The sequence below is a fragment of the Streptomyces sp. NPDC005266 genome (assembly GCF_040607655.1).
Taxonomy (GTDB): Bacteria; Actinomycetota; Actinomycetes; order Streptomycetales; family Streptomycetaceae; genus Streptomyces.
Map to the genome: position 1 here is coordinate 1 of NZ_JBEXHC010000009.1, position 25851 is coordinate 25851.

Consider the following 25851-nt stretch of genomic DNA (forward strand, 5'->3'; position numbering starts at 1 on the left):
GGCCTCGTAGTGGGCCTACTCGGTCGATTCGGCAACGCCGCAGATGGCCGTGCCAGGGCGGCGAGCGGGGTGAACCTTGGCTGACGCGGCACTAGTCCTCGACGAGGACGACCTCCAGGGTGCGGGGGCCGTGCACGCCCTCCACCCGGTCCAGTTCGATATCGCTGGTCGCCGACGGTCCGGAGATCCAGGTCTGCGGGCGGGTCGGATCGAGGCGTTCAAGGGCCTGCGGCACTGAGTCGACGACCTGGGACGGCACCCGGATGACGCAGATGTGGTGGTCGGGCACCAGGGTGATACGGCGTCGGCCCTGGCCGGCGGAGGCGTCCAGGACAACCGTGCCGGTCTCGGCGATGGCCACGGCGCAGGCCGTCACCACGCTGGACACCGCGTCGAGGTCATGAGGCGTCAGCTCCGCCGTGTCCGGGACCTGGCGTACGGATCCGGCGGCCGAGAGCCAGGCCGCGGGGAGGCCGGGCGGCACGACCGCGCTGGTCGCGCCCCGGTCGGTGAGGAGCCGGGCGATCAGGGCGGGCATGGCCGAGGCGTCGGTGCGGTGGACGATCGCGCGGTAGTCGGCCAGGTTCTCCGCGAGGAGGCCGACGGTTTCGGCGGTGGTGCGGTCGCCGTGGGCCCGGTGGTACGTGCGCTCGACCGGGACCTCGGCGGGGGTTTCGGCGCGCGGGACGTCGGCCAGCGCGCGGCGGACGCGGGCCATGACGACGGATCGGGAGCCGAGGGGTGGGGAGGTCAAGGGTGCTTCCTTCCCTCGGTGCGGTCGGTGGTTTCCGTTGTCTCCCGGGTGCGCTGCCACCAGTCGCGGAACGACTCCTCCGGCATCTTCGGCAGCTCCCGGGTGTCGCTCCACGCCCGCCCCGGGCCGGGCAGCCGGCGCGGATGGAAGCGCCGGGTGCGGGAGGCGAGCCGCTGCCCCATGCGCAGCACCCGTGGATGGTCCAGCGTCCAGCGGGCCGCCCGCATCGCCGCGCGCTCGGCGGCGTGGCCCTTGGCGGGTTTGATCACGGTGCGGGTGCCACGGAGGGAGACGGGGCCGCCCTCGACCACGCGTTCGCGCAGATGGACCAGGACCTCCGGGATGTCGATGGCCACCGGACACACCTCGTAGCAGGCGCCGCAGAGCGACGACGCGTACGGGAGAGACGCGTCGAGCTCGCTCTGCGTGCCGCGCAGCTGTGGGGTGAGGATGGCGCCGATAGGCCCCGGATACGCCGAGCCGTACGCATGCCCGCCCGCGCGCTCGTACACCGGGCAGACATTGAGACACGCCGAGCAGCGGATGCAGCGCAGCGCCTGCCGGCCCACGGTGTCGGCGAGCGCGTCCGTGCGGCCGTTGTCGAGAAGGACCAGGTGGAAGGTGCGGGGGCCGTCCTCGTCCGTGATGCCGGTCCAGGTGGAGGTGTACGGATTCATCCGCTCGGCGGTCGAGGAGCGGGGGAGCAGCTGAAGGAAGACCTCCAGGTCCTGGAACGTGGGCACCACCTTCTCGATGCCGACGACCGAGATCAGCGTCTCGGGGAGGGTCAGACACATCCGGCCGTTGCCCTCCGACTCGACCACGACCAGCGTGCCCGTCTCCGCCACCATGAAGTTCGCCCCCGAGATCCCCACCTTGGCGTTCAGGAACTTCTCACGGAGGTGGAGACGGGCGGCCTCCGCCAGATCGGCGGGGGCGTCGGTGAGCCCGTCCGGGGCCGGGCGGCCCCACTGGGCCATCTTCTCGATGAAGATGTCCCGGATCTCGCCGCGGTTGCGGTGGATCGCCGGGACCAGTATGTGGGAGGGGAGATCGTCACCGAGCTGCACGATCAGCTCGGCGAGGTCGGTCTCGTATGCCGTGATGCCCGCCGTGGCGAGCGCGTCGTTCAGGCCGATCTCCTGCGTCGCCATCGACTTGACCTTGACGACCTCGCGTTCGCCCGTCGCCCGTACCAACTCGGTGACGATGCGGTTCGCCTCCGCCGCGTCCGCCGCCCAGTGCACCCGGCCGCCGGCCGCCGTGACCGCGGTCTCCAGCCGCTCCAGATAGTGGTCGAGATGGCGCAGCGTACGGTCCTTGATCGCAGCACCCGCAGCGCGCAGCCGTGCCCAGTCGTCCAGTTCGGCCACGGCGGCGGCGCGCTTGGCGCGGATGGTGTGGGTGGCGTGGCGGAGGTTGGCGCGGAGCTGGGTGTTCCGGGTGGAGGCGTTGGCCGCCTCGGGGAAGGCGGGCATGCCGAGGTAAGTGGGGTGAGGGTTGGGCTGCGTCCTGTCCTGCTTGGCTCCGGTCACCAGATGTGCCCCTCCGTGCTGGCCAGGATCTCGGCGATATGCACGGGACGGACCGTCGAGCCCCGGCGGGCGAGCATGCCGCCGATCTGCATCTGGCAGGAGTTGTCGATCGCACAGACGGCCTCGGCGCCGGTCCCGGTGATGTTGCGCGCCTTGTCCGCGCCCATCGCCGCCGATACGGCCGCGTTCTTGACGGCGAACGTACCGCCGAAGCCGCAGCACTCCTCGGCCCCCGGCAACTCCACCAGGTCCAGCCCCCGCACGGCGGACAGGAGCGTGCGCGGGCGGTCACCCAGGCGCAGCATCCGCAGCCCATGGCAGGTGGGGTGATACGTCACGGTGTGCGGGTAGTACGCCCCGACGTCTGTCACCTTGAGGACGTCGGTGAGGAACTCCGTGAGTTCGTAGGTCTTGGGGACGGCGGAGGCGGCAGCCTCGGCGAGCGCCTGGCCGCGGCCCTCGGCCGCCGCCTTCGCGCCGATGCGGGGGTAGCTGTCCCGCACCATCGCGGCGCACGAGCCCGAGGGGGTCACCACGTGGTCGTAGTCGCGGAAGGCGGCGGCGTAGCGGCGGAGGAGCGGTTCGGTCTGGTGGCGGTAGCCGGTGTTGTACTGCGGCTGGCCGCAGCAGCTCTGCTCGGCCGGGAAGCCGACCTCGACGCCCAGCCGTTCGAGGAGCGTGACCACGGCTTGGCCGGTGCGTGGGTAGAGGGCGTCGTTGACACAGGTGATGAACAGCGCTACCCGCACGGTTTCTCCTCGTCCGCCTTGGCCTCCAACGGTCTCTCCTCCAGACGGGCGGCTGCCCGGTCCCAGGCTGAATGATCACCTGTGGGCTCATACTGCCTCAGCGGGTGGGTGCTGTGAAGGAGCGTCCGCAGCTCGGAGAGCCTACGGTGACCGCACCGGTCGTACCCGCCCGGCCCCGTCGTGCGGGGGCCCGCCCGATCCCGCCGCAGCAGATGTACATAGCATCGTGTCCCGCCATGGACACCATCACCTTCTGGGGCCTGGCCGCGCTCGCGGTGGCCTCCCTGCTCGTCGGGTTCTCGAAGACCGCCGTCAGCGGGGCCAATACCATCAGCCTCGCCGTCTTCGCGGCCGTACTGCCCGCCCGTGAGTCGACAGGGGTGCTGCTGCCGCTCCTCATCGTCGGTGACGTACTCGCCGTGCTCACCTACCGGCGGCACGCCCATTGGGCAACCCTGTGGCGCCTGTTTCCCGCGGTCGCCGTGGGGGTGGTCGCGGGGACGGTGTTCATGCTGTGGGCCGACGACGCCGCGGTGCGCAGGTCGATCGGGGGCATCCTGCTGTTCATGGCCGCGGTCACGATGTGGCGGCGGCGCGCGGGGGCGGATGCGGCGCCGAACGTCGGCAGTAACACCGGCACCGGCGTCGGCCGGGCCAAGGCCGGTTCGTACGGCGTGCTCGGCGGGTTCACCACCATGGTCGCCAACGCGGGCGGTCCGGTGATGTCGCTGTATCTGCTCTCCGCGGGGTTCCGGAAGCTCGGCTTCCTGGGCACCTCGGCGTGGTTCTTCCTGATCGTGAACGTCTCCAAGGTGCCCTTCAGCGTCGGCCTCGGCCTGATCGACTGGCACTCCCTGCTGCTGGACGCGACCCTGGCCCTCCTCGTGATACCCGGCGCGTTCCTCGGCAAGCTGTGCGTCGACCGCATCAACCAGCGGCTCTTCGAACGGCTGGTGCTCGCGGCGACCGTGCTCGGCGGACTCCAACTGCTGTTGCGCTGAGCGCGGCCCCGGGCCGGACCGGGTCGGGTCAAATCCGGCTAGGGGAGGTTTCTCCGGGTAACACCTAGCATGGTCCCGCGACCGCCGCAGGTCGCGGGAAGGCGGGCGGTCGGGGTCGTGGGACGCATGGTGGGGATCAAGGACGTCGCGCGGCAGGCCGGAGTGTCCGTCGGCACGGTCTCGAACGTGATCAACCGGCCGGAGATGGTCGCCGAGGGGACCCGTGACCGGGTGCAGGCCGCCATCGAACGCCTCGGCTATGTACGCAGCGAGTCGGCGCGTCAACTGCGGGCGGGGCGCAGCCGGATCATCTCGCTGCTGGTCCTCGACATGGCGAACCCCTTCTTCGTCGATGTGGCGAGCGGTGCCGAGCGCGCGGCACGCGAGGTGGATCTCGGCGTGATCGTGTGCAACAGCGCCCAGAGCGTGGAGGAAGAGGCCGCCTATCTCGCGCTCTTCGCCGAGCACCGGGTGCGCGGCGTGCTGGTGACCCCGGCCGACGCCGACGGGGCCAACCTGCGGAATTTCCGGCGCCATGACATCCCCTTCGTCTTCGTCGACCGCGAGGTGCCCAGCGAGGAAGGGTGTTCGGTCTCGGTCGACGACGTCGAGGGCGGGGCGCTCGCGGGCCGCCATCTGCTCGCCCAGGGCCACCGTTCCCTCGTCTACGTCAGTGGCCCGATGCAGCTCCCGCAGTGCCAGGACCGGCGCGCCGGGGTGCTCGCCGCGCTCGCCGAGGAGGGCCTGCCGCCGGAGGCGCTGCTGCACATCGAGGCCAAGCGGCTGGATGTGGCCTCGGGCCGGGGCGCGGGGGCGCGGCTGCTGGGCATGTCGCCGCGGCCGACGGCGGTGTTCTGCGCGAACGACTTGCTGGCGCTGGGGGTGCTCCAGGCGCTCTTCGCGGCGGGGGTATCGGTGCCGGGGGACGTGGCGCTGGTGGGGTACGACGACATCGAGTTCGCCGCGGCCGCGGCGGTGCCTCTCACGTCGGTGCGCCAGCCGGCGTTCCGGATGGGGCGTACGGCGGCGGAGCTGCTGATCGAGGAGACCGGCGAGGAGGCGGAGGGCCATCAGCACCGCCGGATCGTCTTCCGGCCGGAACTGGTCGTACGGGACTCGTCGTTCGTGGCGAAGCCGAATGCGGTCCAGGCGCGATGCCGGTGACTTAATAGGGCTTGCGAGGCGCTGACCTGAAGCGATGCCCCCGATCGGCATGCCTTGGAAGCCTGCACAGTCACCGGCATTGGGTCTAGGCGCGGACGGCATCGGCGCGCAGCCCCGCCGGTGCCGCCCCCGGGTCCGTGCGTCGGCCGAGCAGCGCCGTGATCTCCCGTACGGCGGCCCGCCCGGCGCGGTTGGCGCCGACCGTGGACGCCGATGGACCGTAGCCGACCAGATGGATCCGGGAATCCCGGACGGCCCGGGTCCCCTTGACGGCGATCCCGCCGCCCGGCTCGCGCAGCCGCAGCGGTGCCAGATGGTCGATCGCGGCGCGGAAACCGGTGGCCCACAGGATGGTGTCCGCCTCCACGGTGCGGCCGTCGGCCCAGGTCACCCTGGTCGGGGTGATCCGGTCGAACATCGGCAGCCGGTCCAGTACCCCCCTCTCGCGGGCGCGCTTCATCGCCTCGGTCATGGGCAGCCCGGTCACGGACACCACGCTCTGCGGCGGCAGCCCCCGCCGTACCCGCTGCTCGACCAGCGCGACGGCCGCCCGCCCCTGGTCCTCGCCGAACGGCCCCTCCCGGAAGACCGGGGGCCGCCGCGTCACCCACGTCGTCTCCGCCGCCACCTCGGCGATCTCCAGCAGATGCTGTACGCCGGAGGTTCCGCCCCCGACCACGACCACCCGCCGACCGGCGAACGCCTCGGGCCCCGGGTACTGGGAGGTGTGCAGCTGATGGCCCCGGAAGGTCTCCTGGCCGGGATAGCGCGGCCAGAACGGGCGGTCCCAGGTCCCGGTCGCGTTGATCAGCGCCCGGGTGGACCACACCCCGGCCGAGGTCTCGACCAGCAGCCGCCCGCCGTCGTCCTCGCGTACGGCGGTGACGTGGACGGGGCGGATGACCCGGAGGTCGAAGGCGCGCTCGTAGCGTGCGAAGTACGCGCCGATGACCTCCGAGGATGGCCGCTCGGGCGCGGCCTCGCCCTCAGTGAGCGGCATCCCCGGCAGGTCATACATGCCGTGCACCTTGCCGTACGTCAGCGACGGCCACCGGAACTGCCACGCGCCGCCGGGCGCGGGCGAGTGGTCGAGCACCACGAAGCCGGTCCCGGGCTCGCAACCGGCCCGTCGCAGGTGGTAGGCGCTGGACAGGCCCGCCTGTCCGGCGCCCACGACCACGACGTCTACGTTGTTCATGCTTCTACTAACCCTGCTCCGGCGCGGGGTCTTCCCGGTCCGCCAGCCGCATGCCACGGCTCTCGGCCACCCGTAGCGCGTCATGCAGCGCCTCGGCGAGGCGGTGGCCCACGAAGCGCAGCTCGCGGGCGTTCGCCTGGTGATCGCCGAGTAAGGGGCGCGCGTTCCCGAGAATGTCGGCGCCGGTGCGTAGCTGCACGGTCTCCATCTCGTCGGCCAGCCTCGAAATGAAGCTGTCGGCGGTGTCGTCCGTGACGAGGTAGCACGGCTTCCCGTTCTCTCCGGGCCAGGGCAGGAGGCGGGGGCGTGGTGAAGGCATGGGGGCTCCAAAGCGTTCCAAGGTTCGGCTACCGCACATGACGAAGCAGTGGCGGAAACAGCTTTGGGTGTGTGGGACTTGACGTGCAAGAGCGATTGAAAATCTCGCTTGAGATGGCAAATGCGACCGAGTGCACTGATGTCGTCACAAGAAGGGGTCTGGGTACCAGACTCGGAACTCGCACGACGGCATGGCAGGCTCACATGACAGGGAGGCATACTCGTGGCAGCACCAACGGGGCCCACAGTCCGACGGATGCAACTCGGCTGGGAGCTCAAGCGGTTACGGGACAAGGCCGGATTCACCCTCGCGGAGGCGGTGGACGGGTTGACGTTCTCCCCCTCCAAGCTCCACAGGGTGGAGAACGGGCTGACCGGTCTCAAGTCCGCTGCAGAGCTGCGGACGCTGCTGGATCGCTACGGGGTTGAGGACGAGGAGGACGTGGACTTCCTGATCGAGATCCACCGGGATTCGCTCAACCGTGGCTGGTGGTCCGTCTATCGCGGGGTCCTGCCGTCCGGAATGGGGATGTTCATCGGCCTGGAAAGTGGTGCCCGAAGCGTCCGTGCGTGGCAGCCGAACGTGGTGCTGGGGCTGTTGCAGACCGAGCGCTACGCGCGCGAGATGTTCCTGACCGCCAAACCGGTCCACGAGACGACGACCGAGTTCGTCGAGCGCCACACCCAGATCCGTATGGAGCGCAAGAGAGCCCTGAGTCGCAGGGATAGCCCGCTGGAGCTATGGGCCATTCAGGATGAGGCCGCTCTGAGGCGGGTGGTCGGCGGACCTGAGGTGATGCGCGAACAGTACGAGGAGATCCTGACCCTCTCCCAACTCGACAATGTGACGGTCCAGATCCTCCCGATGGCCACGGCCACCTACCGGTCTGCCTCCAACTTTGGCCTGATGGAGTTCGGCTCCCCGTTGCCGACGGTCGTTCAGATCGACAGGGCCGACGGGTCCGACATCAGCGACAGGGACACCACCATCTGGTCCTTCTCCCGCAGGTTTGAGGCCTTGCGGGCAGGTGCTCTCGCTCCCGGCGAGACACCGGCATTCCTGCAACGACTAGCACGAGAGATGTGAGATGACCTACCGCATAGCATCGGATGTCGCCCCGGAGGGCGCCTGGTTCAAGTCGTCGTACAGCCAGAATGAGGGCACTGCGTGCGTCGAGATCGCCCACCTCACCGACACCGCCCAGGTCGGCATCCGCGACTCCAAGGACAAGGCAGGGCCCGCCCTGGTCGTCCCGGCCGTGGCCTGGGCCGAGTTCATCACCGAGGTCCGCAGGGGCTGACGGTCTGATGACCTGCGACCAGGCGCGGGCACCGGCTCGCGCCTGCGACGCATGGGGGTGGGCGCGTCGCTGTCGTGTCGGACCCGAACGGTAGGGTCCAACGACTTGGCACGGATTCACGGGGAGGGCCTTGACGATGTCGAAGCGCGGGCCATGGTTGGCCGTTCCGCTGCTGGTCATGGCGATGACAGGGTGCGGGGAGGGGAGCGGGTCCGGGGGCGCGGACGGCGTGTCGTCGAAGGAGGCACCGCGGCTGCCGATGGACCGGTATCGGTTCGACAGCGACTACAAGCGGTACGGCGAGGCGAAGGACCGGCTGGCTCAGCGGTGCATGGTGCGCCGAGGCTTCGATGACTTCCCGCTCCACCCGAAGAGCCCGGACAGTGGCGCGAGGCGGCTGAACCTGGTGGCGGTGGCGATGTCGACCCCGTACGGCCAGCTCGACCTCGACCACGCCCGCCGGTGGGGGTACGGCTGGGACCCGAAGAGGCAGGCCAAGTGGGAGCCGGACGGGCGGGCGATGACGAATGAGGAGTTCGCCGTACTGTACGGCCAGCAGAGACGGGAGGGCCTGAAGGGCGGCTGCTCGGGGGAGGCGGATCGGCGGCTGCTGAAGGGCGTCAAGAACCCCACCCACATGTGGACGTACCCCTCCGGGCGTGAACAGCACCTGGAGAAGGCGGCGAAGAAGGACCCGCGGGTGCGGCGGGCCCTGAAATCATGGGCGCAGTGTGTGGTGGACAAGGGGTTCAAGCGTTACCAGACCCCCGAAGAAGCCTTCCGGGACAAGGCGTGGGGCCGCGGGCAGAACGGCAACACCACCCGTACGAAGCGCGAACTGGGCACGGCCGTCGCCGACATCGAGTGCAAGCGCGAGCACGACACCGTCGGCGTGTGGTCGGCCGTCCTCGCCGAGCGGCAGCGAGCCGACATCACGGCCCACAAGGCCGAGTACGACGCCGTACGCCGTGACCTGGCCACGATGATGTCCAACGCACGGTCGGCGACCGGTGGCTCGGGTAGCCTGCGGCGGTGACGGTCTATCTGCTGTGGCACATCGGACACCACAACGAGGCGGGTGAGGGCCGCACCGCTCTGCACGTCGACGGCGAGAGTGTCCACATCGCCGAGCGGGACGGCGACGACGCCAAGCTGCTCGGTGTCTACTCCTGCCGGGAGAAAGCCGAAGGCCGTATGCGCCGAGCACGGCTCCTGCCGGGCTTCGCCGACGAGCCGGAGTGTTTCGTCATCGACAAGTACACGCTGGACAGCGACGAGTGGGCCGAGGGCTTCGAGCGCGTGCCCTCCGGCGTCCAGAGCGGTCCATGCGCCTGAGCCGGACGCCAGGTGGCCGTTGAAGCGGGTGTCCATGTAGTCGGAGATGTTGGACGTAACGACGGAATCCGGAAACGGTCGACGGCCGTCTTGCCACTCGGACCTTTGTTGCGGGAGTTTTGCACAGTGGCGTACGAGGATGGATCCATGACCACGACTTTCCGGACCCAGACCCTTACCATCACCACCGGCTCCACGGAGACCGTCGCGGACCTCACCGCCGACTGCGAGGGGTATCTGCGGGAGGTGGCGGACGGCGGCGACGGCCTGCTCAATGTGTTCGTCCCCCATGCGACGGCCGGCATCGCGATCCTGGAGACCGGCGCCGGCAGCGACGCCGACCTCCTCTCCGCCCTCCACGACCTCCTCCCCGCCGACGACCGCTGGCGCCACCGCCACGGCAGCCCCGGCCACGGCCGCGACCACGTCCTCCCGGCCCTCGTCCCCCCGCACGCCACGCTCCCGGTCATCGGCGGGAGGCTCGCCCTGGGTACGTGGCAGTCGGTCTGTCTCGTCGACACCAACAAGGACAACCCCGACCGCCAGGTGCGGCTGAGCTTCCTGGGTTGACCCAGGGCGACCAAGATCGTCCTGGGTGCGGCCGCCGATTCTCCTTACGCTCTGGCGTCGAAACGGGAGAAAGATGCGCGGTACCACTACGGACGAGATCGAGCGGCCGTAGGACGGCTGCTGAAAGTGCCTGCTCGGAGTGCGCCGGCTGTCCCGGGTAAAGGCGGCGACGACTTCGCCGGAGGGGCAGCGGGAGGACGTGCTGACGGCGGAGTCCTTGGCGCCGAATGATGTTGCGGTGGTCAGTGTTCTTCTTCGGTGGCGAAGTCGGGCAGTTCGGTGGACAGCAGCTCTTCGGCGCCGTTGTCGAGGAGCTGCTGCATCTCGTTGGAGCGGGGCAGCATGGTCTTCTCGTACGCGTGGATCGCGTCGTCGACGGTGTCGCTGTTCGCGAGGGCGAGGGCGAGTTCGCAGGCGTCCAGCATGGCGAGGTTGACGCCGACGCCGAGCGGGGGCATGAGGTGGGCCGCGTCGCCCAGCAGGGTCACCGTGGGGTTGTGCTCCCAGGTGTGGGGGACGGGCAGGGCGTGGATCGGGCGGTCGACGTAGTGGCCGTCGTTGTCGGTGAGCAGTCGGCGCAGGCGGGGTGACCAGTCGCGGTACCGGTCCAGGAGGAGGGCGCGGATGCCGTCGGTGTCCTCGATGGTCAGGCCGCTCGCGGTGATCCAGTCGGCGGGGACGCGCTGGATGACGTAGACGCGGATGTGGTCGCCGCTGTTGCGCTGGGCGAACAGGCCGCGGTCGCCGTCGGCCGCGGCGGCGCCGCCCTGGCCGACGAGCTCGGCGATGTCGGGGTGCTGGCTGGCGACGTCGTGGAACCAGGCTTCGAGGAAGCTGACGCCGCTGTACTGAGGGGTGGCCGGGGAGAGGGCGCAGCGCACCTTGGACCAGGCGCCGTCGGCGCCGATGACGAGGTCGGCCTCGATCGTGCTGCCGTCGGCGAAGCACAACTGCCGGGGTCCCTCCGCGGGGCCTTCGACGGACCGAAGGGTGTGGCCCCAGCGCATCGTGCCGGGCTTGAGCGAGCCCAGGAGGAGCTCGCGCAGCCGGCCGCGGTCGATCTCCGGCTTGAGGCGTTCGCCCTCCTCGGGGGTGTGGTGGAAGACGATGTTCGCGGCCGGGTCCAGCTGACGCATCTCCTGCCCCTCGGGGCGGGACAGCTGGAAGAACTCCTCCAGCAGTCCGGCCTCGCGAAGGGCGATCTGGCCGTTGTCCTCGTGCAGGTCGAGGGTGCCGCCCTGGTCACGGGCCTCGGGGCCGCTCTCGTGGTCGTAGACGGTGGCGGAGATGCCGTGCTGCTGCAGGATGCGGGCGCAGGTCAGGCCGCCGGGGCCGGCGCCGATGATCGCGATGCGGGGCGTGGGCGTGGTGTTCATGGTGGGTGCTCCGTTCATGTCGCGCGGCGTCGTGCCGGCGTGCGTGGGTGGCGGTGTCAGACGGCCGTGGTGGCGGGGGACTTCTCGGTGACGGCGGCGGGTGCGGGCGGGCCGGCCTTCTTGATGCAGTCGTTGACATGGCTGATCACTCCTTTTGGGCATGCATGAGGGGATGAGGGACGCGGGGGGATGAGACGAAGAGGGGCGGGGCGGGGGCGGTGGCCCCTCGGGCCGCTACTCCAGAAGAGCACGCCAGCTCATTAAGTGCAACTGTTGCACTTTTGAAGTTGCGCAACCGAAGGGTAGGCTCTGGGTATGGCCGAGACAGACACCTCCCCCGTCCCGGCGGCACCGATGGGGCGCCGCGAGCGCAAGAAGGCCGCCACCCGTCAGGCCATCGCCGACGCCGCGCTGCGCCTGTTCCTGGAGCGTGGGTACGACGACGTGGGGATCCGCGAGATCGCCGATGCCGCCGACGTGTCGACCACCACTCTGTTCAAGCACTTCCCGGTCAAGGAGGCCCTGGTCTTCGACGAGGAGACCGACCACGAGGCCGGGCTGCTCTCCGCCGTGCGGCAGCGCCCCGAGGGCCAGTCGATCCCCGCGGCCCTGTGCGAGCACGCACTGCGCCACCGCATGGCCGCCGCCGACAGCGACGCCCGCTTCACCGCCTTCTTCGACCTGGTGAACACCACTCCGGCCCTACGCGACTACGCCCAGGCCATGTGGCTGCGGCACACCGACGCGCTGGCTCAGGCCATCGCGGAGGACAGCGGCCTGCCCGAGGACGACCCCGTCTGCACCGCGCTGGCCCATTTCGCCCTCGAAGCCCCCCGCGCGGCCCGCGGACACGACGACCCCCGCCAGGCCATCACCCGCGCCTTCGACCTCCTGGAAAACGGCTGGCCTGCCCTCACCGCCGGCCGATGAACAGGGGTCCCGCGCCCCACCGGGCAGCACAGTGACCGTCGGTTCATGCTGATCAGGCGGCCTTGAGCAGGGTGCCGTCGCCGGATGGCTCCCATCGTGCTGATCCGGGACAACCTCAACACCCACCGGGCGGCCGGGATGCGCGACTACGCGGCGGCACACGACTGGCTGACCACCGTGCAACTGCGACACGAACAAGGACAACCCCGACCGCCAGGTGCGGCTGAGCTTCCTGGGCTGACCAAGATCGTCCTGGGGTGGCCGCCCTGAAGGAGCTGAGGGCCGTTTCGCGGCAGGTGAACGGGCGCGTTGGGGTCCCGTCGACCGGTGCAGCCGCGTGTGCGAAAATGAGAGGAGCCTCTGCGGTCAAGCGCTTGGAAGGCGTTTGGGGAGGGTTCCGTGTGAATGTCGCGAAAACTTTCCGTACGGTATCATCGCCCAGCTGGTACGGGCCGTCGGCTCCTCGGTCACGGGACACTCGTTCCCGCGCCGCAGCAGGGGGCCGTGCTACGATTGAATTAGTCGCAGTTGTGGTTCCCGTAGACTTCAAGTGCCTTTGACGGCTTTATGTCGTCGGGCGCTTTTCTATTTCCGGTGCTGTTTCTCCGGGCAGGGCAATCACCCCGGCGACGCGGGGGTTCGCACAGGGCGGCCCCGGGGCACTGCCCCGAAGGAGATGTGACATGGCTACTGGCACCGTTAAGTGGTTCAACGCAGAAAAGGGCTTCGGCTTTATCGAGCAGGATGGTGGCGGCCCCGACGTCTTCGTCCACTACTCGAACATCGCCACTCAGGGCTTCCGTGAGCTGCAGGAAGGTCAGAAGGTGAGCTTCGACGTCACGCAGGGCCAGAAGGGCCCGCAGGCGGAGAACGTCGTTCCCGCCTGACGCCGAAACGTACGACGCAGCTGGGGCCCGCACCGGTGCGGGCCCCAGCTCGTTGCTGTCCACAGGACTATTTTTTATTTTTATCCGGCTCGTTCTTGCAATTCATTCGGATCGTTCCTGCCGAGAATTCCTCGATACGTGCCATATCGAGGAAGGTTCTCCATGAGCCGCTCAGCTCGCACGAACGGCCGCTACTCCCACTCCCGTAAGGGTGGCTCTTCCGGTTCCGGCCGGGGCACCCGCTTCCGATCGCAGGGCGAGTTCGCACTGCCGGCCACCATTACGCCCGCCCTCCCTGCGGCTGCGACCTTTGGCGAACTCGACATGCCGGTCGAGTTGCTGAAGGTGCTCACCAGCCTTGGTATGAACAAGCCGTTCCCCATCCAGGCGGCCACGCTGCCGAATGCCCTTGCCGGCCGGGACGTCCTGGGCCGCGGTCGCACCGGATCGGGAAAGACGCTCGCCTTCGGCCTGGCGCTGCTGGCGCGCACCGCTGGACAGCGCGCCGAGCCCCGGCAGCCGCTGGCCCTGATCCTCGTTCCCACCCGTGAGCTGGCCCAGCAGGTCACCGACGCGCTCACCCCGTACGCCCGGTCGCTGAAGCTGCGGCTGGCCACCGTGGTCGGCGGCATGTCGATCGGCAGGCAAGCCGGTGCGCTCCGCGCCGGGGCCGAGGTGCTCGTCGCGACTCCGGGCCGCCTCAAGGACCTCATCGAGCGCAAGGACTGCCGCCTGGACCGGGTGAACATCATCGTCTTGGACGAGGCTGACCAGATGGCCGACATGGGTTTCATGCCCCAGGTCACCGAACTGCTCGACCAGGTACGCCCCGACGGCCAGCGGATGCTGTTCTCGGCCACCCTGGACCGCAACGTCGATCTCCTGGTCCGTCGCTACCTCCACGACCCGGTGGTCCACTCGGTCGACCCCTCGGCGGGCGCGGTCACCACGATGGAGCACCACATACTGCACGTACATGCCGCTGATAAGTACGCCACCACCACCGAGATCGCCGCCCGCGACGGCCGGGTGATCATGTTCCTGGACACCAAGCACGCCGTGAACCAGCTCACCAAGCACCTGCTGAACAGCGGCGTACGCGCCGCCGCGCTGCACGGCGGCAAGTCCCAGCCCCAGCGCACCCGCACCCTGGCCCAGTTCAAGACCGGTGATGTCACGGTGCTGGTGGCCACCAACGTCGCGGCCCGCGGCATTCATGTCGACAATCTCGACCTGGTGGTCAACGTCGACCCGCCCAGCGACCACAAGGACTATCTCCACCGGGGCGGCCGCACCGCCCGCGCCGGCGAGTCCGGCAGCGTCGTCACCCTGGTTCTGCCGGGTCAGCGCCGCGAGATGGCGCGCCTCATGGCAGACGCCGGCATCGCCCCGCAGATCACCCAGGTCCGCTCCGGCGAGGCCGAACTGAGCCGTATCACCGGCGCCAAGGCCCCCTCCGGCGTCCCCATCAGCGTCAGCGCGCCGGTCGCGGAGCGCCCCAGGCGCGAGAGCGCCCCGTTCCGCGGCCGGGGCACCCGCAGGGGGCAGCCCGGCCGCTCCGGTGGTGAGTCCCGCCGGTCCGCCGAGGCCCGGCAGATGGCCGAGGCCCGCAAGGCCGCACGGGTCCGTCGCGCTTCGTGACCGAGCAGCGTCCCCGGTCATGCTGCCGGGGACGCCACGGGCGATCAGCGCTACGGGGCCAGCCGGCACCCGGGGTCGGTGCCTCCGCACCGGCGCCCCGAACCGCTGAGCCTCGTCGGCACGCTGTTCGGCCTCGGAGAGATTCGGTCGGCAGCAGCTGAGAAGAATCACTCCGGATTCCGTATCCCTCACTGTCGTGCTGTGCCTTCCGCCCGCGCCGGGCGAGGGAGGCGCGGTCCGATGAAGACCGAGGGCGTGCGCCCCGGCACATGACCACTGTCACCTGAGGGGTACATGGTGAGGACGAAGAAGAGACACAAGCGAGGCCGGGTCATCGGGATTGCCGTGGTCGGCGTGACCGCCCTGGCCGTGGGGGGCGGGGCGCTCCTGATGACCGACAACGATGCCTCCGCTGCCAGGCAGTCCGGCGGGCAGACGTGGGCGCGGGGGACGATGACGATCACCTGTCCCGACGTGGCGACGAAGTTGTCGAGCGTGCCGCAGCAGGCGCGGCCGGCGGTGGACAAGCAGCTGGCGCAGATGGACACTCAGGTCGCCGATGCCTACGGGAAGCTCGCCAACCGCGGTGCGCAAGCCGACCAGGACTGGGTGCGGACGCGCGTACTGGACCCGCTGACGTCCAAGCGCCGCGCCACGCTGGACAGCATCACCAAGGCCATGGGTGGGGCTTCGCGGCAGGCCCAGGGGCTGGACGCGATGGCATCCTGTACGGTCAAGCGCACCGACGCGGCCCCCGCTGCCGCGCCGGCGAGCACCTCCAGCCCGGGCGCCGCCACTCCGGCCGCGGGTACGGCCACTCCGGCGGCCGGTGCGACGGCCACGCCGGCCGCGGGCGGTCAGGCGCAGGCCGGGCCCCAGAAGTCGGACTTCGTGGACATCCGCAAGGTGCAGCCCAACGTCGCCAAACCCCGCAACCAGGCCAACGCCTCCAAGGGCACCTTCTCGTCGCGCTGTGGCCGCAACGAGAACAAGCACTTCAACTCCGACAACGTGATTGTCGCCCCCGGTGTGAGCAACGGCGCCCACCACATGCACGACTACGTCGGCAACAAGGACACCAGCGCCTTCTCCACCAACGACAGCCTCGCCGCCGCCAAGACCACCTGCACCAACGGCGACCGCTCCACCCACTACTGGCCGGTCGTGCGGCTGCAGGACGGAACGAAGGAGCGCGACGCCGACCTCCCCGGCGGAGGCACCGAGGGCAACATCGGGCGCATTCTCCAGCCCGCCTCGGCGCAGATCACCTTCGGCGGCAGCCCGGTCTCCAAGGTCGTGGCGATGCCGAAGTTCCTGCGGATCATCACCGGCGACGCCAAGTCGTTCACCAACGGAACGGCCAACGCCAACGCGTCCTGGAGCTGCACCGGCTTTGAGAACCGTCAGCTGAAGGACAAGTACCCGCTCTGCCCGAAGGGCAGCAACGTGGTCCGTACGTTCAAGTTCCAGAGCTGCTGGGACGGCAAGAACGCCGACAGCGCGAACCACCGCACCCATGTGGCCTTCGCCGACGCCAAGGGCGCGTGCCCCAAGGGCTTCAAGGCCATTCCCCAGCTGACCCAGCGGATCACCTACAAGATCGCGCCGGGTTCGGTCTTCGCCGTCGACAGCTTCCCCGAGCAGCTGCACAAGCCGGTCACCGACCATGGCGACTTCATCAACGTGATGTCCTCCTCGCTGATGAAGAAGGCGGTGAACTGCGTCAACACGGGCCGTAAGTGCGGTTGACGTCACACGGAACCGGTGCCCCGGCCGAATCCGTCCGGGGCACCGGTGCGTGCGGGCAGGCCGGGGTCAGTCCCGCGGCGCGCCCCCGGGCAGCTGACGCCAGGTCACCTGGGTGCGGGTGTGGTACGCCCAGTCCAGCATCTTCTTGGCGTCCGGGTACCGGTTGGCGTCGTTGAGGACGACGCCCACGACGGTGCGGCCGTCCCGCTTGGCGGCGAAGACGATGCACTTGCCGGCCGTGCTGCCGGTGCCGGTCTTGACGCCGATCGCGCCGCGGTACGAGCCCAGCAGCTTGTTCGTGTTCGACCAGAAGTAGGTCCTGGTCCGCCCGTTGGCGGCCGGGGCCTTCTGCTGGGTGTCGACGGACTTGACGACCGTGCGGAGGGTGGCGTTACCCAGCGCGTGGCGCGCCAGCTTGGCCAGGTCACGGGCCGTCGTGTAGTTGCCGCCCCGGTCACTGATGCCGTCGAAGGAGTCGTACCTGGTCCTGGTCATCCCCAGCGTGTCGGCCTCCTTGTTCATCTTGGAGATGAACGACTTGGTGCGCTTGGCGGTGGTGTTCCCCGTGCCGAAGGTGTCGGCGAGCGCCATCGCCGCATCACATCCGGACGGCAGCAGCATCCCGTACAGCAGCTGCTTGACCGTGAGCTTGTCGCCCTTTTTCAGGTCCGCCGCGCTGCCGCCGCTGGTCCTGATGTAGTCCAGGTAGGCCTGCTTGACCGTGACCTTCTTGTCGAGGTTCACCCCACGGGTGTCGAGCACCACGACCGCCGTCATGAGCTTGGTGATGCTGGCCATCGGGCGCTTGGTGTCCGCGTCCTTGGTCCACAGCTGCCTGTTGGCGCCGCTGTCCAGCAGATACGCGCTCTTGGCGCGGATCCCCGACGGGCCGCCCGCGGCCTGTGCCGTGGCCGTCGGTACGGCGATCGAGAGTGCCGCCGTCGACGCGATGACGGCCGCCCCCCAGCGGCGGATCGTTCTTCTCCCACCGTGTTGCATATGCCCCTCCGTCTTCTGTGCTGACATGTCCGGGCATGCGCATGGTCTCACCGCGGGACCGGGGAGGACCCGCCGGGGTGTCAACTACCGGCCGTCGCCCAGTCGTAGGCCCTCCGGGCGTCGAACTCGCGCTGACCGCCGCCGAAGACCAGCCCGGCGGAGCCGTAGACCGCGCCGTCCCGGTCGTCGTCCATGGCGTACGGGACGGCGATACAGCGCATCCCGGCCCGCCGCGCCGCCTCCACCCCGGGCGCGGCGTCCTCGACCACCACACAGTCGGCCGGATCGGTGGACAGCAACCGGGCGGCCGCCAGGAAGACATCCGGCTCCGGCTTGCCCCGGCCGACGTCCTCCGCGGAGAGATACACGGGCAGCAGCGCCTCCAGACCCGCGGCGGCGAGGGTGGCCTCGATCACGGTGCGGGAGGAGCCGGAGGCGACGGCGAGCGGGTGGCCGGCCGAGCGCAGCCGCTCGACGAAGGCGCGCATCGCGGGGAAGACCTCGGTGGCGCTGGCGACCAGCTCCAGATAGTGCCGGTTCTTGACGGCGAGCAGTTCGTCGACGGGCGCGTCGATGCCGTACTGGTCGCGCAGGGTCTCCAGCGTCTCGCGGGTGCCGATCCCGATGAACCGGGAGTGCTCCTCCCAGGTGTAGTCGGTGACGCCGTACCGCTTAAGGGTCAGCCGCCCCGCCTCGTAGTAGTTCGGCTCGCTGTCCACGAGCGTGCCGTCCAGATCGAAGATCACGGCGGGGAGGCGGGGGGAGGAGGGACGCGGTGTGCGGCTGGAGCTCATGGGCACCAGCATGCCAAGGCGATGATCAGGACCGCGGCCGGGGCTCCTGGGCGGAGCGGCCGGCCGGGGCCGCTCGCCCCACCGCGTCCACCAGCGGCAGCATCCGGTGGTGGACGCGCTCGCGCAGCGCCACCTCGGTACGGGTGCGGACGACGCCCGGCATTTGGATGAGCCGCTGGACGACATCCTCCAGATGTTCGTTGTCCCGGGCGACGACCCGGGTCATCAGATCCCCCGCGCCTGTGATCGAGAACGCCTCCATGATCTCCGGGACCTCGGCCAGGGCATCGCCGACCTCGTCCAGATGACCCTGGGTCACCTCGATATGGACGAACGCCAGGACGGGATGGCCCAGCGCGGTGGGGGAGAGCGACGGGCCGTACGCCGTGATGACGCCGTCACGCTCCAGCCGGTCCAGCCGCGCCTGCACGGTGCCCCGGGCGACGCCGAGTGTCCGGGCGTACTCGCGCACGCTGGTACGCGGCTGCTCCAGCAGGAGCCGCAGGATCTTCGCGTCGAGCGCGTCGACTGGTGCGGCCATGGGCCATCGGCTCCCTCGTGGTCCGTTTATCTGGGAAACGACTGTACCAATGGCCCGGCAATACGGCACTCGCTTGAGCCAGGGGGCTCCATGATGCTGTCATGGGTGTGTCGATGGCGCTGTGGATACCGCAGCGCCTTTTCTATGCGGCTTCATACCGCGCCATCGCGGGCGCGGGCCGGTGCTCGGAGACGTATTGGGGGAGCGGGAAGCAGTGCTGAAGAGGATGTTCACCGCCCCGGACCCGGGGCGGCTGCGGCTGCGCGTCTCGACGCGGGGCGTGCTCGGCGTGGGCCTGGGCACCGCCGTGGCCGTGCTGGCCGGCCTCCCGCTGGCCGCCTCGATCGCCGCCGGGCTCGGAGCACTGCTCGCGCTGTTCAACGTCGCCGATCCGACGGTGCGGCGGCAGGCCGTCACCACCGCGCTGCTCCCGGTGGTCGGCCTTCCGGTGCTCGCGCTGGCCACCGCGCTGCACGGGCGGCCCCTCGCGCGGGACGCGGCCTTCCTCGCCGTCGTCTTCTGCGGCGTCGCCGCCCGGCGCTGGGGGCCGCGCGGCAACGCGCTCGGCATCTTCGCGTTCATGATGTTCTTCGCCGCGCAGTTCCTGCAGGCCAGGCCGGAGCAGCTGGCCGAGCTGGCCGGGGCGGTGCTGATCGGCGTGGCCATGGCGGCCGTCGTACGGTTCGGGCTCTGGTGTGTGGAGCGGCGCGAACCGCCGCCCGAGGCCCCCGCGCCGCCGGGCGGACGGGGGCTGGCCCGGCCCGCCACCCGGCAGGCGTTCCAGGCGCTGGCCGCGTGCGGCTTCGCGCTCGCCGTCGGCCAGGCCGTCTCCGGCGAACGCTGGTACTGGGCTGTCGGCACCGCCTGGTGGATCTTCGTCAACACCGCCTCGCGCGGTGAGACGCTGGTACGGGGCTTCCGCCGGGTCCTGGGCACCGGGTGCGGCATCGCCGCCGCGCTGGTCGTCGCCGTACCGCTGCACGGCGCGGTCGCGCCCACCGCCGCCATCGTCGCCGTCTGCGTCTTCGGGATCTTCTACACCGCGCCCCTGTCGTACAGCTGGATGATGTTCTTCGTGACGCTGATGGCCGGGCTGCTCTACGGGCTGCTCGGCGTCCTGAACGCCGGGCTGCTGGGGCTGCGCATGGAGCAGACCGCGGTGGGCGCGCTCGGCGCCGCCCTCGCCGTCGTGATCGTCCTGCCCATCACCACGCACGCCGCGACCGACGCCTGGGTGCGGCGCGCCCTGGAGTGCCTACGGCACTGCGCGGCCGAGGCGTCGCGACGGCTCGCGGGCGACGCGGGGGCCGACCCGGCGCCGCACGTCGCCGAGCTGGAGTGGGCGCTGGCCCGGCTGCGGATGTCGGTCGCCCCCCTGCTGCACCCGCTCAGCCCCCTGCGGGCCCGGCGGGCCCGGGCGCGCCAGGTCCTGGCGGCGCTCGACGACTGCGCCCGGCAGGCCCGCGGCCTCGCCGCCGAGGTCGCCGCCGACCCGGCCGTCTCGCGCGACGCCCGGCCGCGCCGCCGAGCCGTCGCGGAGCCGGTGTAGGGCCTGCTCGCTGTCCGGCCGGCTCGCTACGAGATGTTCATCATGATGCCTGCGCGTGACCATCGTGCCCGCAGTGATGGCGCTCTTCGGACGCGCCGCCCGGTGGCTGCCGCGGTGGCTGGACCGGAGGCCGCACGGGAGCGGGCGGCGGCCCACGGCGAGGAACCGGTCCCAGTCCACCCGCGCCAGGCCGACCTCCCCGGAGCCCGCGGCGCCCTCGGCGGCCAGCTTTCAGGGGAACACGCGGGAGGCTCGGGAAGACAGAACTAGACCATTGCGTCAATGGGCCGTACCAGGCTCGGCCAATCTCGCGGAGCTCGGCGGCGCCTCGCCTCCGAGGCCCGAGCCACTCGAAGGAGGCGCGCCGTATGCTGTGTTGCGTGGCTACTACGGCGGTACGTACCCAGGCGACCAGTAGCGCTCTGCTCGTGGACCGCGCAGCTGCCATGCGTTACCGGGCCGGCGTGGTCGCCGAGACGCAAGGGGTTCGGGAGGCTTCCGCCTCCGCCCGTCTGCACGCGGTCCCGCTGGGGCAGGGCGTGAATGGCAGACCATGACCAGCGTGGGGAACGAGCGCGAGAGCCGTCCGCGGACGCACCGCGGACGTGGTAGGCCAACCGGGGCCCGAGCCGGCGATCCCGGCACGCGCGACCGGATTCTGGCCACGGCGAGGGCAGAGTTCTCTGAGCGTGGCTATGACAAGACCTCCATCCGCGCCATCGCGAAGGCCGCGGGTGTGGATTCCGCGCTGGTGCACCACTACTTCGGTACGAAGGAGCAGGTCTTCGCGGCGGCGATCGAGGTGTCCGTCGCGCCCGCCCTGGCCGCTCTGTCGCCTCCGGAAGGCAACGCGGCCGACGGTCCGGGCACCGCGGGGGAGCGGCTGACCCGCTTCTTCTTCGGGATGTGGGAGAACCCGGCCTCTCGGCAGCCGCTGCTGGCCATTGTCCGTTCCGCCGTCGGAAACGAGACAGCCGCCGGGATCTTCCGCAGGATGGTCGTTTCCCAGTTGATGCGGCGCATCGCTGGTGAGCTCGATGTTCCGGACCCCGGACTGCGCGTGGAACTCGCCGCCGCACAGCTGGTCGGTATCGCGATGCTGCGCTATGTGATCAAGGTTGAGCCGCTCGCCTCGGAGGATGCCGAGCGCATCATCCTCAGGGTGGTGCCGGTGGTCCAGCGGCACCTCACCGAGGGCTGACCGGGCGCGCTGTCTGCGATTTCGCCCGCGTTTCCCACCTCCGGTACTCCGGTCCCGCGCTGCCCTCAGCGGCGAAGCCGGCGCACGGTTGCGTCGGATCGAGGAGACCTGGCCGGGATGCGCCGATGCGCCGTCGCCACGCCACCGCGCCCGCTTGACCCGCCGTCCCCGACGCCCTTTAATCATCACATGATGAATACTCCCAGAGTCGCCCCGCGCGAAGGCTCCCCGGCCATTCGCGCTCAGGGCCTCACCGTCGTCCGTGGCACCCGCACGGTCCTCCGGTCGCTGGACTTCGAGGTCCCCCGCGGCCAGGTCATCGGCCTCCTCGGCCCCAGCGGCTGCGGCAAGTCGACGCTGATGCGCGCCATTGTCGGCACGCAGGCAAAGGTCACCGGTTCGCTCGAAGTGCTCGGCCGCCCGGCGGGCTCCGCCCCGCTGCGTTCAGCGGTCGCCTACGTCACCCAGTCGCCGTCTGTCTACGCGGACCTAACAGTACGTCAGAATCTCGACTACTACGCCGCCGTGCTCGCGCCCCGCATCAGCCGACGCACCCGGCACGACCAGGTCGAGCGGGCCTTGGCGGAGGTCGACCTGACCGACCACGGCGGCTCCCTGGCCGCCAACCTCTCAGGAGGCCAGCGCTCCCGTGTCTCCCTCGCTGTGGCCCTGCTCGGCACCCCCGAGCTGATGGTTCTCGATGAGCCCACCGTCGGCCTCGACCCCGTGCTCCGCCGCGATCTGTGGAACCTCTTCCACCGGCTCGCGTTCGAGAAGGGCATCACACTGCTCGTCTCCTCCCACGTCATGGACGAGGCCGAGCGCTGCCAGCGGCTGCTCCTGATGAGGTCGGGCCTCATCCTGGCCGACGACACCCCGGACGCGCTCCGCGAGCGTTTGCGCGCCGACACCGTCGAGGAGGCGTTCCTGCGTCTCGTCGACGCCGCCAAGGAAAAGGAAGCAGCCCGATGAACAACTCCCGCACCCTCGCCACCTCGCGCCGGGTCCTGTGGCAGCTCGCCCACGACAAGCGCACCATCGCGATGCTGCTGCTCGTGCCGTGCCTGCTGCTGCTCCTGCTGTACTGGGTGTTCGACGCCGACCCCAAATCGTTCGACTCCATCGGCGCCTCCCTGCTCGGCATCTTCCCGCTGGTGACGATGTTCCTGGTCACCTCCATCGCGACGCTGCGCGAACGCACGTCGGGCACGCTGGAGCGGCTGCTGTCCATGCCCATGGCCAAGACGGACCTGATCATCGGCTATGCCGTCGCCTTCAGCCTGATCGCCATCGTCCAGGCATCACTCGCCACCGGGCTCGCCGTATGGGCCCTGGACATCGACATCGAGGGCTCGGCGTGGCTCCTGTTGCTCATGGCCCTGCTCTGCGCCGTGCTCGGCACCGCTCTCGGCCTGTTCGTCTCGGCCTTCGCGGCCTCGGAGTTCCAGGCGGTGCAGTTCCTGCCGGCAGTGCTCTTCCCACAACTCCTGCTGTGCGGCCTGTTCGCCCCGCGCGACTCGATGCAGCCCGTACTCGAAGCCATCTCCAATGTGCTGCCCATGTCGTACGCGGTGGACGGGATGAACGAGGTGCTGCGCCACCCGGACATCACCGGCAACGTGGTCCGCGACGTGATCGTCATCGCCGGGTGCGCCCTGCTGGTCCTCGGCCTGGGGTCCGCGACCCTGCGCCGCCGTACGACCTGACCCGGCTGCGTAACTCGGTCCCCGCCTCCCCGCCGTGAGCGGTCAGCACCCGCCCGGCGGGGTGGACTCCACACCGGTCGTCCCACCGTCACCCTGGCACGGATATGGTCTCCCCGTGCCCGCGGCATGCCGGCGCGGTGGCCGGTGCCCGGCGACCGCGTCCCCCGCTTCGGCCTCGCCCTGCCTCTGTGCCATCCACACAACCCGAGCCACCCGACCGATCATCCATCGGTCAAGCACCGAATCAGTCCAAGGGTGGGTGAAATTGGTGCGCACGCGGCCATGAAGTCACCTCATGAGTCCAGGACTATACTTGCCGGTACATACGGAGGTGGCGGGTGCGCAAATCATCGACACAAGCGGACGGCCCCCCGCGACAGCGGGATGTGACGCCCGGGGCATCGGCCAGTCGGCGCACGGGGCGGCGTCCTGGTGAGAGCGCCAGCCGCAGCGCGATTCTCGTGGCGGCCCGAGAGCTCTTCTCCGAGCTGGGCTACGAGGGAACCACGATCCGGGCCATCGCTCGCCGAGCCGGTGTGGATCCCGCCCTTGTTCACTACTTCTTCGTCAACAAGGAACGTGTCTTCGAAGCCGTCGTGCACGACGCCACCCAGATGCTGGAGGGGCTGAATCCGGTCCTGGACGGCGGCCTGGACGACCTCGCCGAGCGGTTGCTCCCGGCTTATCTGAAGCTGTGGGAGGGGGAGAGCGGGGACGCGCTGACCGCGGTCTTCCGGACCACCCTCGGCAAGGACAGTGCCGAACCGCTGATGGACAGTGTGACCCCCGAGGGGCTGGTGGCCAAGCTTGCCGCGGTGATCGGCGGCAGGGACGCCAGGCTACGGGCGTCCCTGATCGCCTCACAGTTGCTCGGGGTGGCGGTGCAGCGCTATGTGCTCAAACTCGACCCGCTCTCCGCGGCCAGCATGGACAGGGTCGTACGGCGAACGGCGCCGTCCATCCAGGCGCTGATCGCCAAGCCCTAGACGCCGCCCCGGAGCTGCGCCGGTGCGGCGGATCGGGTGGTGCGGGTGGTGCCGGGGGGAGGGGATGGACCATGTTCCGGCGCAGCGGCAGGAGCCGAGCGTGGGCATCGGCCGGCGATACGGTCAACGGGCGGAGGGTGAGTCCGTCGGCAGGGGCCGACCCGGCGGATGGGCCCTGGGGAGCGCCTAGAACATGGCCTTGGCCGACGGGGCTTTGAGCTCACCGAGGTAGGGGTGCCACAGGTGTTCGGGATCCTCTTCCACGGCCTTGACGATCTCTCTCATCGCCGCCAGTGCCTTCGGTTCGTCATCGTCGTAGACATCGCCCTGGAGCATCTTGAGCACGTCGATCCGGTACCGCGGATCCTGCACGAACGCTGTGAACAGGATGTTGAGGCGATAGTAGATCGAGATGAACTCGTACCAGTTGCTCACCCCGCGCCGCAGCTGGGTCTCATAGCTGGAGAACCGCTTCTTGGAGTAGTCTCCCGCGCGGGCGGCGGCGATGATGTCCTGGCAGGCGATCCGGGCGCTGTTGAGCGCGACGGAGACACCGCTGGAGAAGATCGGGTCCACGAAACGCGCGGCGTCACCGATCATGAGGAAGTTGTCGCCGCAGATCTGACTGAGGGCGTAGCTGTAGTCGCCCTCGGTCTTCAACGGCCGCATCTGGGTACTGCTCTTGAGCGCGGCCAGCAGCTCCGGGCGGCTCGCGATCGTGTCCCAGAAGAACTTCTCCAGGTCGTCCTTGGATGCCTTGAGCCTGCGCTTCTGCGTGACGACGCCGATCGAGGTGACCGTGTCCGTGATCGGAATCTGCCACACCCAGGTGTCGACCAGGGGCAGGAAGTGGATGAAGATGAAGTCGGACTGCTCTTTGTTGACGGCCAGTGCCTTGCGGTCGAAGTTGTCGAACCAGGTGTGAATGGCGTACTGGTTGAACACCGGGTCCGGCTGCTTCACCTTGAGCTGGCTGCCCAGCATCGTCCTGCGGCCGCTGGCGTCGACCACCATCCGCACGGGGACGTCCACCCTCCGGCCGGCCAGGTTGCACTGGAGGACCGGGTGCTCGGCGGCGAAGTCGACCCGGTTGATGCGGACCCCCTGGAACACCTTCGCCCCCTGCTCCTCCGCGTGCTTGAGCAGGAGCAGGTCGAACTGGGATCGGTCCACATGGAATGTGTAGTCCTTCTGCACGCCCCGCTGGGCACGTTCGTTGAACAGGATCTCCGCGGCGCGGAAGTCGTGGTCGAGCCCGGTGAAGCCCAGCTTGTCGATCGGGCCACTCTCGGCGGAGGTCCATGCGGCGCCGTACTTCTTGGGGAAGCCGGCGGCCTCGACCTTGTCGAAAGCGCCAATGTCCACCAGGACGGGTGTGGTCGCGGGGACCAGTGATTCTCCCACGTGGTCACGGGGGAAGTTCTCCGATTCGAACACGGCCACCTTCAGACCGGCCCTGGCGAGGTATGACGCGGCGGTGGAGCCGGCCGGGCCGCCACCGATGATTCCTATCTCGAACTCGGGTTCCATCCGCTCTCCCCTGATTGCCTGTGCTTCGCTTGGGTGT

At 69.8% G+C, this 25851-nt stretch carries 26 protein-coding genes and 1 pseudogene; 17 read left to right on the forward strand and 10 right to left on the reverse strand.

The window, feature by feature from the left end:
* Nucleotides 1-91: 91 nt before the first annotated feature.
* Genes ABZU99_RS18550 through ABZU99_RS18560 form a run of 3 tightly spaced genes read right to left on the reverse strand, consistent with a single transcriptional unit; the run spans nt 92 to nt 3038 of the window.
* Nucleotides 92-718 carry an LUD domain-containing protein gene (locus tag ABZU99_RS18550; protein WP_356049370.1) on the reverse strand — a complete coding sequence of 209 codons (627 nt, stop codon included), beginning with the start codon at nt 716-718 and terminating at the stop codon, nt 92-94.
* Nucleotides 719-750: 32 nt separating this feature from the next.
* The gene (locus ABZU99_RS18555; RefSeq protein ID WP_356049372.1) at nt 751-2232 is read right to left on the reverse strand and encodes a lactate utilization protein B; all 1482 of its coding nucleotides are present in this window, start codon (nt 2230-2232) and stop codon (nt 751-753) included.
* Between the two features lie 53 nt (nt 2233-2285).
* Nucleotides 2286-3038 (reverse strand): (Fe-S)-binding protein, encoded by a 753-nt coding sequence (locus tag ABZU99_RS18560; protein WP_356049300.1) that lies wholly within the window; start codon nt 3036-3038, stop codon nt 2286-2288.
* Between the two features lie 236 nt (nt 3039-3274).
* Here ABZU99_RS18560 and ABZU99_RS18565 point away from each other — a divergent pair, with 236 nt between their 5' ends.
* Both ABZU99_RS18565 and ABZU99_RS18570 read left to right on the forward strand, forming a co-directional pair.
* Complete coding sequence (locus ABZU99_RS18565; RefSeq protein WP_356049302.1) at nt 3275-4039, forward strand: sulfite exporter TauE/SafE family protein; 765 nt, start codon at nt 3275-3277, stop codon at nt 4037-4039.
* A 126-nt stretch (nt 4040-4165) separates the two neighbouring features.
* Complete coding sequence (locus ABZU99_RS18570; RefSeq protein WP_356049374.1) at nt 4166-5203, forward strand: LacI family DNA-binding transcriptional regulator; 1038 nt, start codon at nt 4166-4168, stop codon at nt 5201-5203.
* Between the two features lie 85 nt (nt 5204-5288).
* On the opposite strand, the gene ABZU99_RS18575 is transcribed toward ABZU99_RS18570, so the two are convergent.
* Together ABZU99_RS18575 and ABZU99_RS18580 are read right to left on the reverse strand one after the other, a co-directional pair.
* Nucleotides 5289-6401, reverse strand: coding sequence for an NAD(P)-binding domain-containing protein (locus ABZU99_RS18575; RefSeq protein ID WP_356049304.1), 1113 nt, complete (start codon nt 6399-6401; stop codon nt 5289-5291).
* 7 nt (nt 6402-6408) lie between these two features.
* Nucleotides 6409-6720: a hypothetical protein gene (locus ABZU99_RS18580; RefSeq protein WP_355945724.1), complete on the reverse strand. Its 312-nt coding sequence runs from the start codon at nt 6718-6720 to the stop codon at nt 6409-6411.
* Nucleotides 6721-6975: 255 nt separating this feature from the next.
* Here ABZU99_RS18580 and ABZU99_RS18585 point away from each other — a divergent pair, with 255 nt between their 5' ends.
* The 5 genes from ABZU99_RS18585 to ABZU99_RS18605 all read left to right on the forward strand — a co-directional run bounded on the left by ABZU99_RS18585 (nt 6976) and on the right by ABZU99_RS18605 (nt 9925).
* The gene (locus ABZU99_RS18585; protein WP_356049306.1) at nt 6976-7806 is read left to right on the forward strand and encodes a helix-turn-helix transcriptional regulator; all 831 of its coding nucleotides are present in this window, start codon (nt 6976-6978) and stop codon (nt 7804-7806) included.
* Between the two features lies 1 nt (nt 7807).
* Nucleotides 7808-8020 carry a DUF397 domain-containing protein gene (locus tag ABZU99_RS18590; RefSeq protein WP_356049308.1) on the forward strand — a complete coding sequence of 71 codons (213 nt, stop codon included), beginning with the start codon at nt 7808-7810 and terminating at the stop codon, nt 8018-8020.
* A 178-nt stretch (nt 8021-8198) separates the two neighbouring features.
* Nucleotides 8199-9056: a hypothetical protein gene (locus ABZU99_RS18595; protein ID WP_356049310.1), complete on the forward strand. Its 858-nt coding sequence runs from the start codon at nt 8199-8201 to the stop codon at nt 9054-9056.
* Entirely contained in the window at nt 9053-9355 is a 303-nt protein-coding gene (locus ABZU99_RS18600; protein ID WP_356049312.1) for a hypothetical protein, read from the forward strand. Before ABZU99_RS18595 ends, ABZU99_RS18600 begins: the two co-directional genes overlap by 4 nt.
* Nucleotides 9356-9502: 147 nt before the next feature.
* Complete coding sequence (locus ABZU99_RS18605; RefSeq protein ID WP_355945738.1) at nt 9503-9925, forward strand: YjbQ family protein; 423 nt, start codon at nt 9503-9505, stop codon at nt 9923-9925.
* A 242-nt stretch (nt 9926-10167) separates the two neighbouring features.
* On the opposite strand, the gene ABZU99_RS18610 is transcribed toward ABZU99_RS18605, so the two are convergent.
* Complete coding sequence (locus tag ABZU99_RS18610) at nt 10168-11301, reverse strand: NAD(P)/FAD-dependent oxidoreductase (protein ID WP_356049314.1); 1134 nt, start codon at nt 11299-11301, stop codon at nt 10168-10170.
* A 315-nt stretch (nt 11302-11616) separates the two neighbouring features.
* Here ABZU99_RS18610 and ABZU99_RS18615 point away from each other — a divergent pair, with 315 nt between their 5' ends.
* The 5 genes and pseudogenes from ABZU99_RS18615 (at nt 11617) to ABZU99_RS18635 (ending at nt 16508) form a co-directional block, all read left to right on the forward strand.
* Entirely contained in the window at nt 11617-12231 is a 615-nt protein-coding gene (locus ABZU99_RS18615; protein ID WP_355945742.1) for a TetR family transcriptional regulator, read from the forward strand.
* 90 nt (nt 12232-12321) lie between these two features.
* Nucleotides 12322-12417 (forward strand): annotated as a pseudogene (locus tag ABZU99_RS18620) (IS630 family transposase); the annotation flags it as partial.
* A 497-nt stretch (nt 12418-12914) separates the two neighbouring features.
* Entirely contained in the window at nt 12915-13118 is a 204-nt protein-coding gene (locus tag ABZU99_RS18625; protein WP_355945744.1) for a cold-shock protein, read from the forward strand.
* Between the two features lie 162 nt (nt 13119-13280).
* On the forward strand, nt 13281-14759 hold the full coding sequence (locus ABZU99_RS18630; RefSeq protein WP_355945747.1) for a DEAD/DEAH box helicase: 1479 nt from the start codon (nt 13281-13283) through the stop codon (nt 14757-14759).
* A gap of 294 nt (nt 14760-15053) precedes the next feature.
* Nucleotides 15054-16508: a DUF1996 domain-containing protein gene (locus tag ABZU99_RS18635; protein ID WP_355945750.1), complete on the forward strand. Its 1455-nt coding sequence runs from the start codon at nt 15054-15056 to the stop codon at nt 16506-16508.
* 66 nt (nt 16509-16574) lie between these two features.
* Here ABZU99_RS18635 and ABZU99_RS18640 read toward each other — a convergent pair whose 3' ends face one another.
* Genes ABZU99_RS18640 through ABZU99_RS18650 form a run of 3 tightly spaced genes read right to left on the reverse strand, consistent with a single transcriptional unit; the run spans nt 16575 to nt 18842 of the window.
* Complete coding sequence (locus tag ABZU99_RS18640) at nt 16575-17534, reverse strand: serine hydrolase (RefSeq protein ID WP_355945752.1); 960 nt, start codon at nt 17532-17534, stop codon at nt 16575-16577.
* A 53-nt stretch (nt 17535-17587) separates the two neighbouring features.
* Nucleotides 17588-18301, reverse strand: coding sequence for an HAD family phosphatase (locus tag ABZU99_RS18645; RefSeq protein ID WP_356049318.1), 714 nt, complete (start codon nt 18299-18301; stop codon nt 17588-17590).
* A 25-nt stretch (nt 18302-18326) separates the two neighbouring features.
* A complete protein-coding gene (locus ABZU99_RS18650) occupies nt 18327-18842 on the reverse strand; it encodes an Lrp/AsnC family transcriptional regulator (protein ID WP_356049320.1) in 516 nt (171 codons plus the stop codon).
* 226 nt (nt 18843-19068) lie between these two features.
* Here ABZU99_RS18650 and ABZU99_RS18655 point away from each other — a divergent pair, with 226 nt between their 5' ends.
* The 5 genes from ABZU99_RS18655 (at nt 19069) to ABZU99_RS18675 (ending at nt 24284) form a co-directional block, all read left to right on the forward strand.
* The gene (locus tag ABZU99_RS18655) at nt 19069-20391 is read left to right on the forward strand and encodes an FUSC family protein (protein WP_356049376.1); all 1323 of its coding nucleotides are present in this window, start codon (nt 19069-19071) and stop codon (nt 20389-20391) included.
* 553 nt (nt 20392-20944) lie between these two features.
* Complete coding sequence (locus ABZU99_RS18660) at nt 20945-21592, forward strand: TetR family transcriptional regulator (RefSeq protein ID WP_355945761.1); 648 nt, start codon at nt 20945-20947, stop codon at nt 21590-21592.
* Nucleotides 21593-21781: 189 nt separating this feature from the next.
* On the forward strand, nt 21782-22564 hold the full coding sequence (locus ABZU99_RS18665; RefSeq protein ID WP_355945764.1) for an ABC transporter ATP-binding protein: 783 nt from the start codon (nt 21782-21784) through the stop codon (nt 22562-22564).
* A complete protein-coding gene (locus ABZU99_RS18670) occupies nt 22561-23298 on the forward strand; it encodes an ABC transporter permease (protein WP_356049322.1) in 738 nt (245 codons plus the stop codon). Before ABZU99_RS18665 ends, ABZU99_RS18670 begins: the two co-directional genes overlap by 4 nt.
* Before the next feature lie 461 nt (nt 23299-23759).
* Nucleotides 23760-24284, forward strand: a complete 525-nt coding sequence (locus ABZU99_RS18675) for a TetR family transcriptional regulator (protein ID WP_355945771.1) — start codon at nt 23760-23762, stop codon at nt 24282-24284.
* 186 nt (nt 24285-24470) lie between these two features.
* Here ABZU99_RS18675 and ABZU99_RS18680 read toward each other — a convergent pair whose 3' ends face one another.
* Complete coding sequence (locus ABZU99_RS18680; protein WP_355945774.1) at nt 24471-25814, reverse strand: NAD(P)/FAD-dependent oxidoreductase; 1344 nt, start codon at nt 25812-25814, stop codon at nt 24471-24473.
* Nucleotides 25815-25851 lie beyond the last annotated feature (37 nt).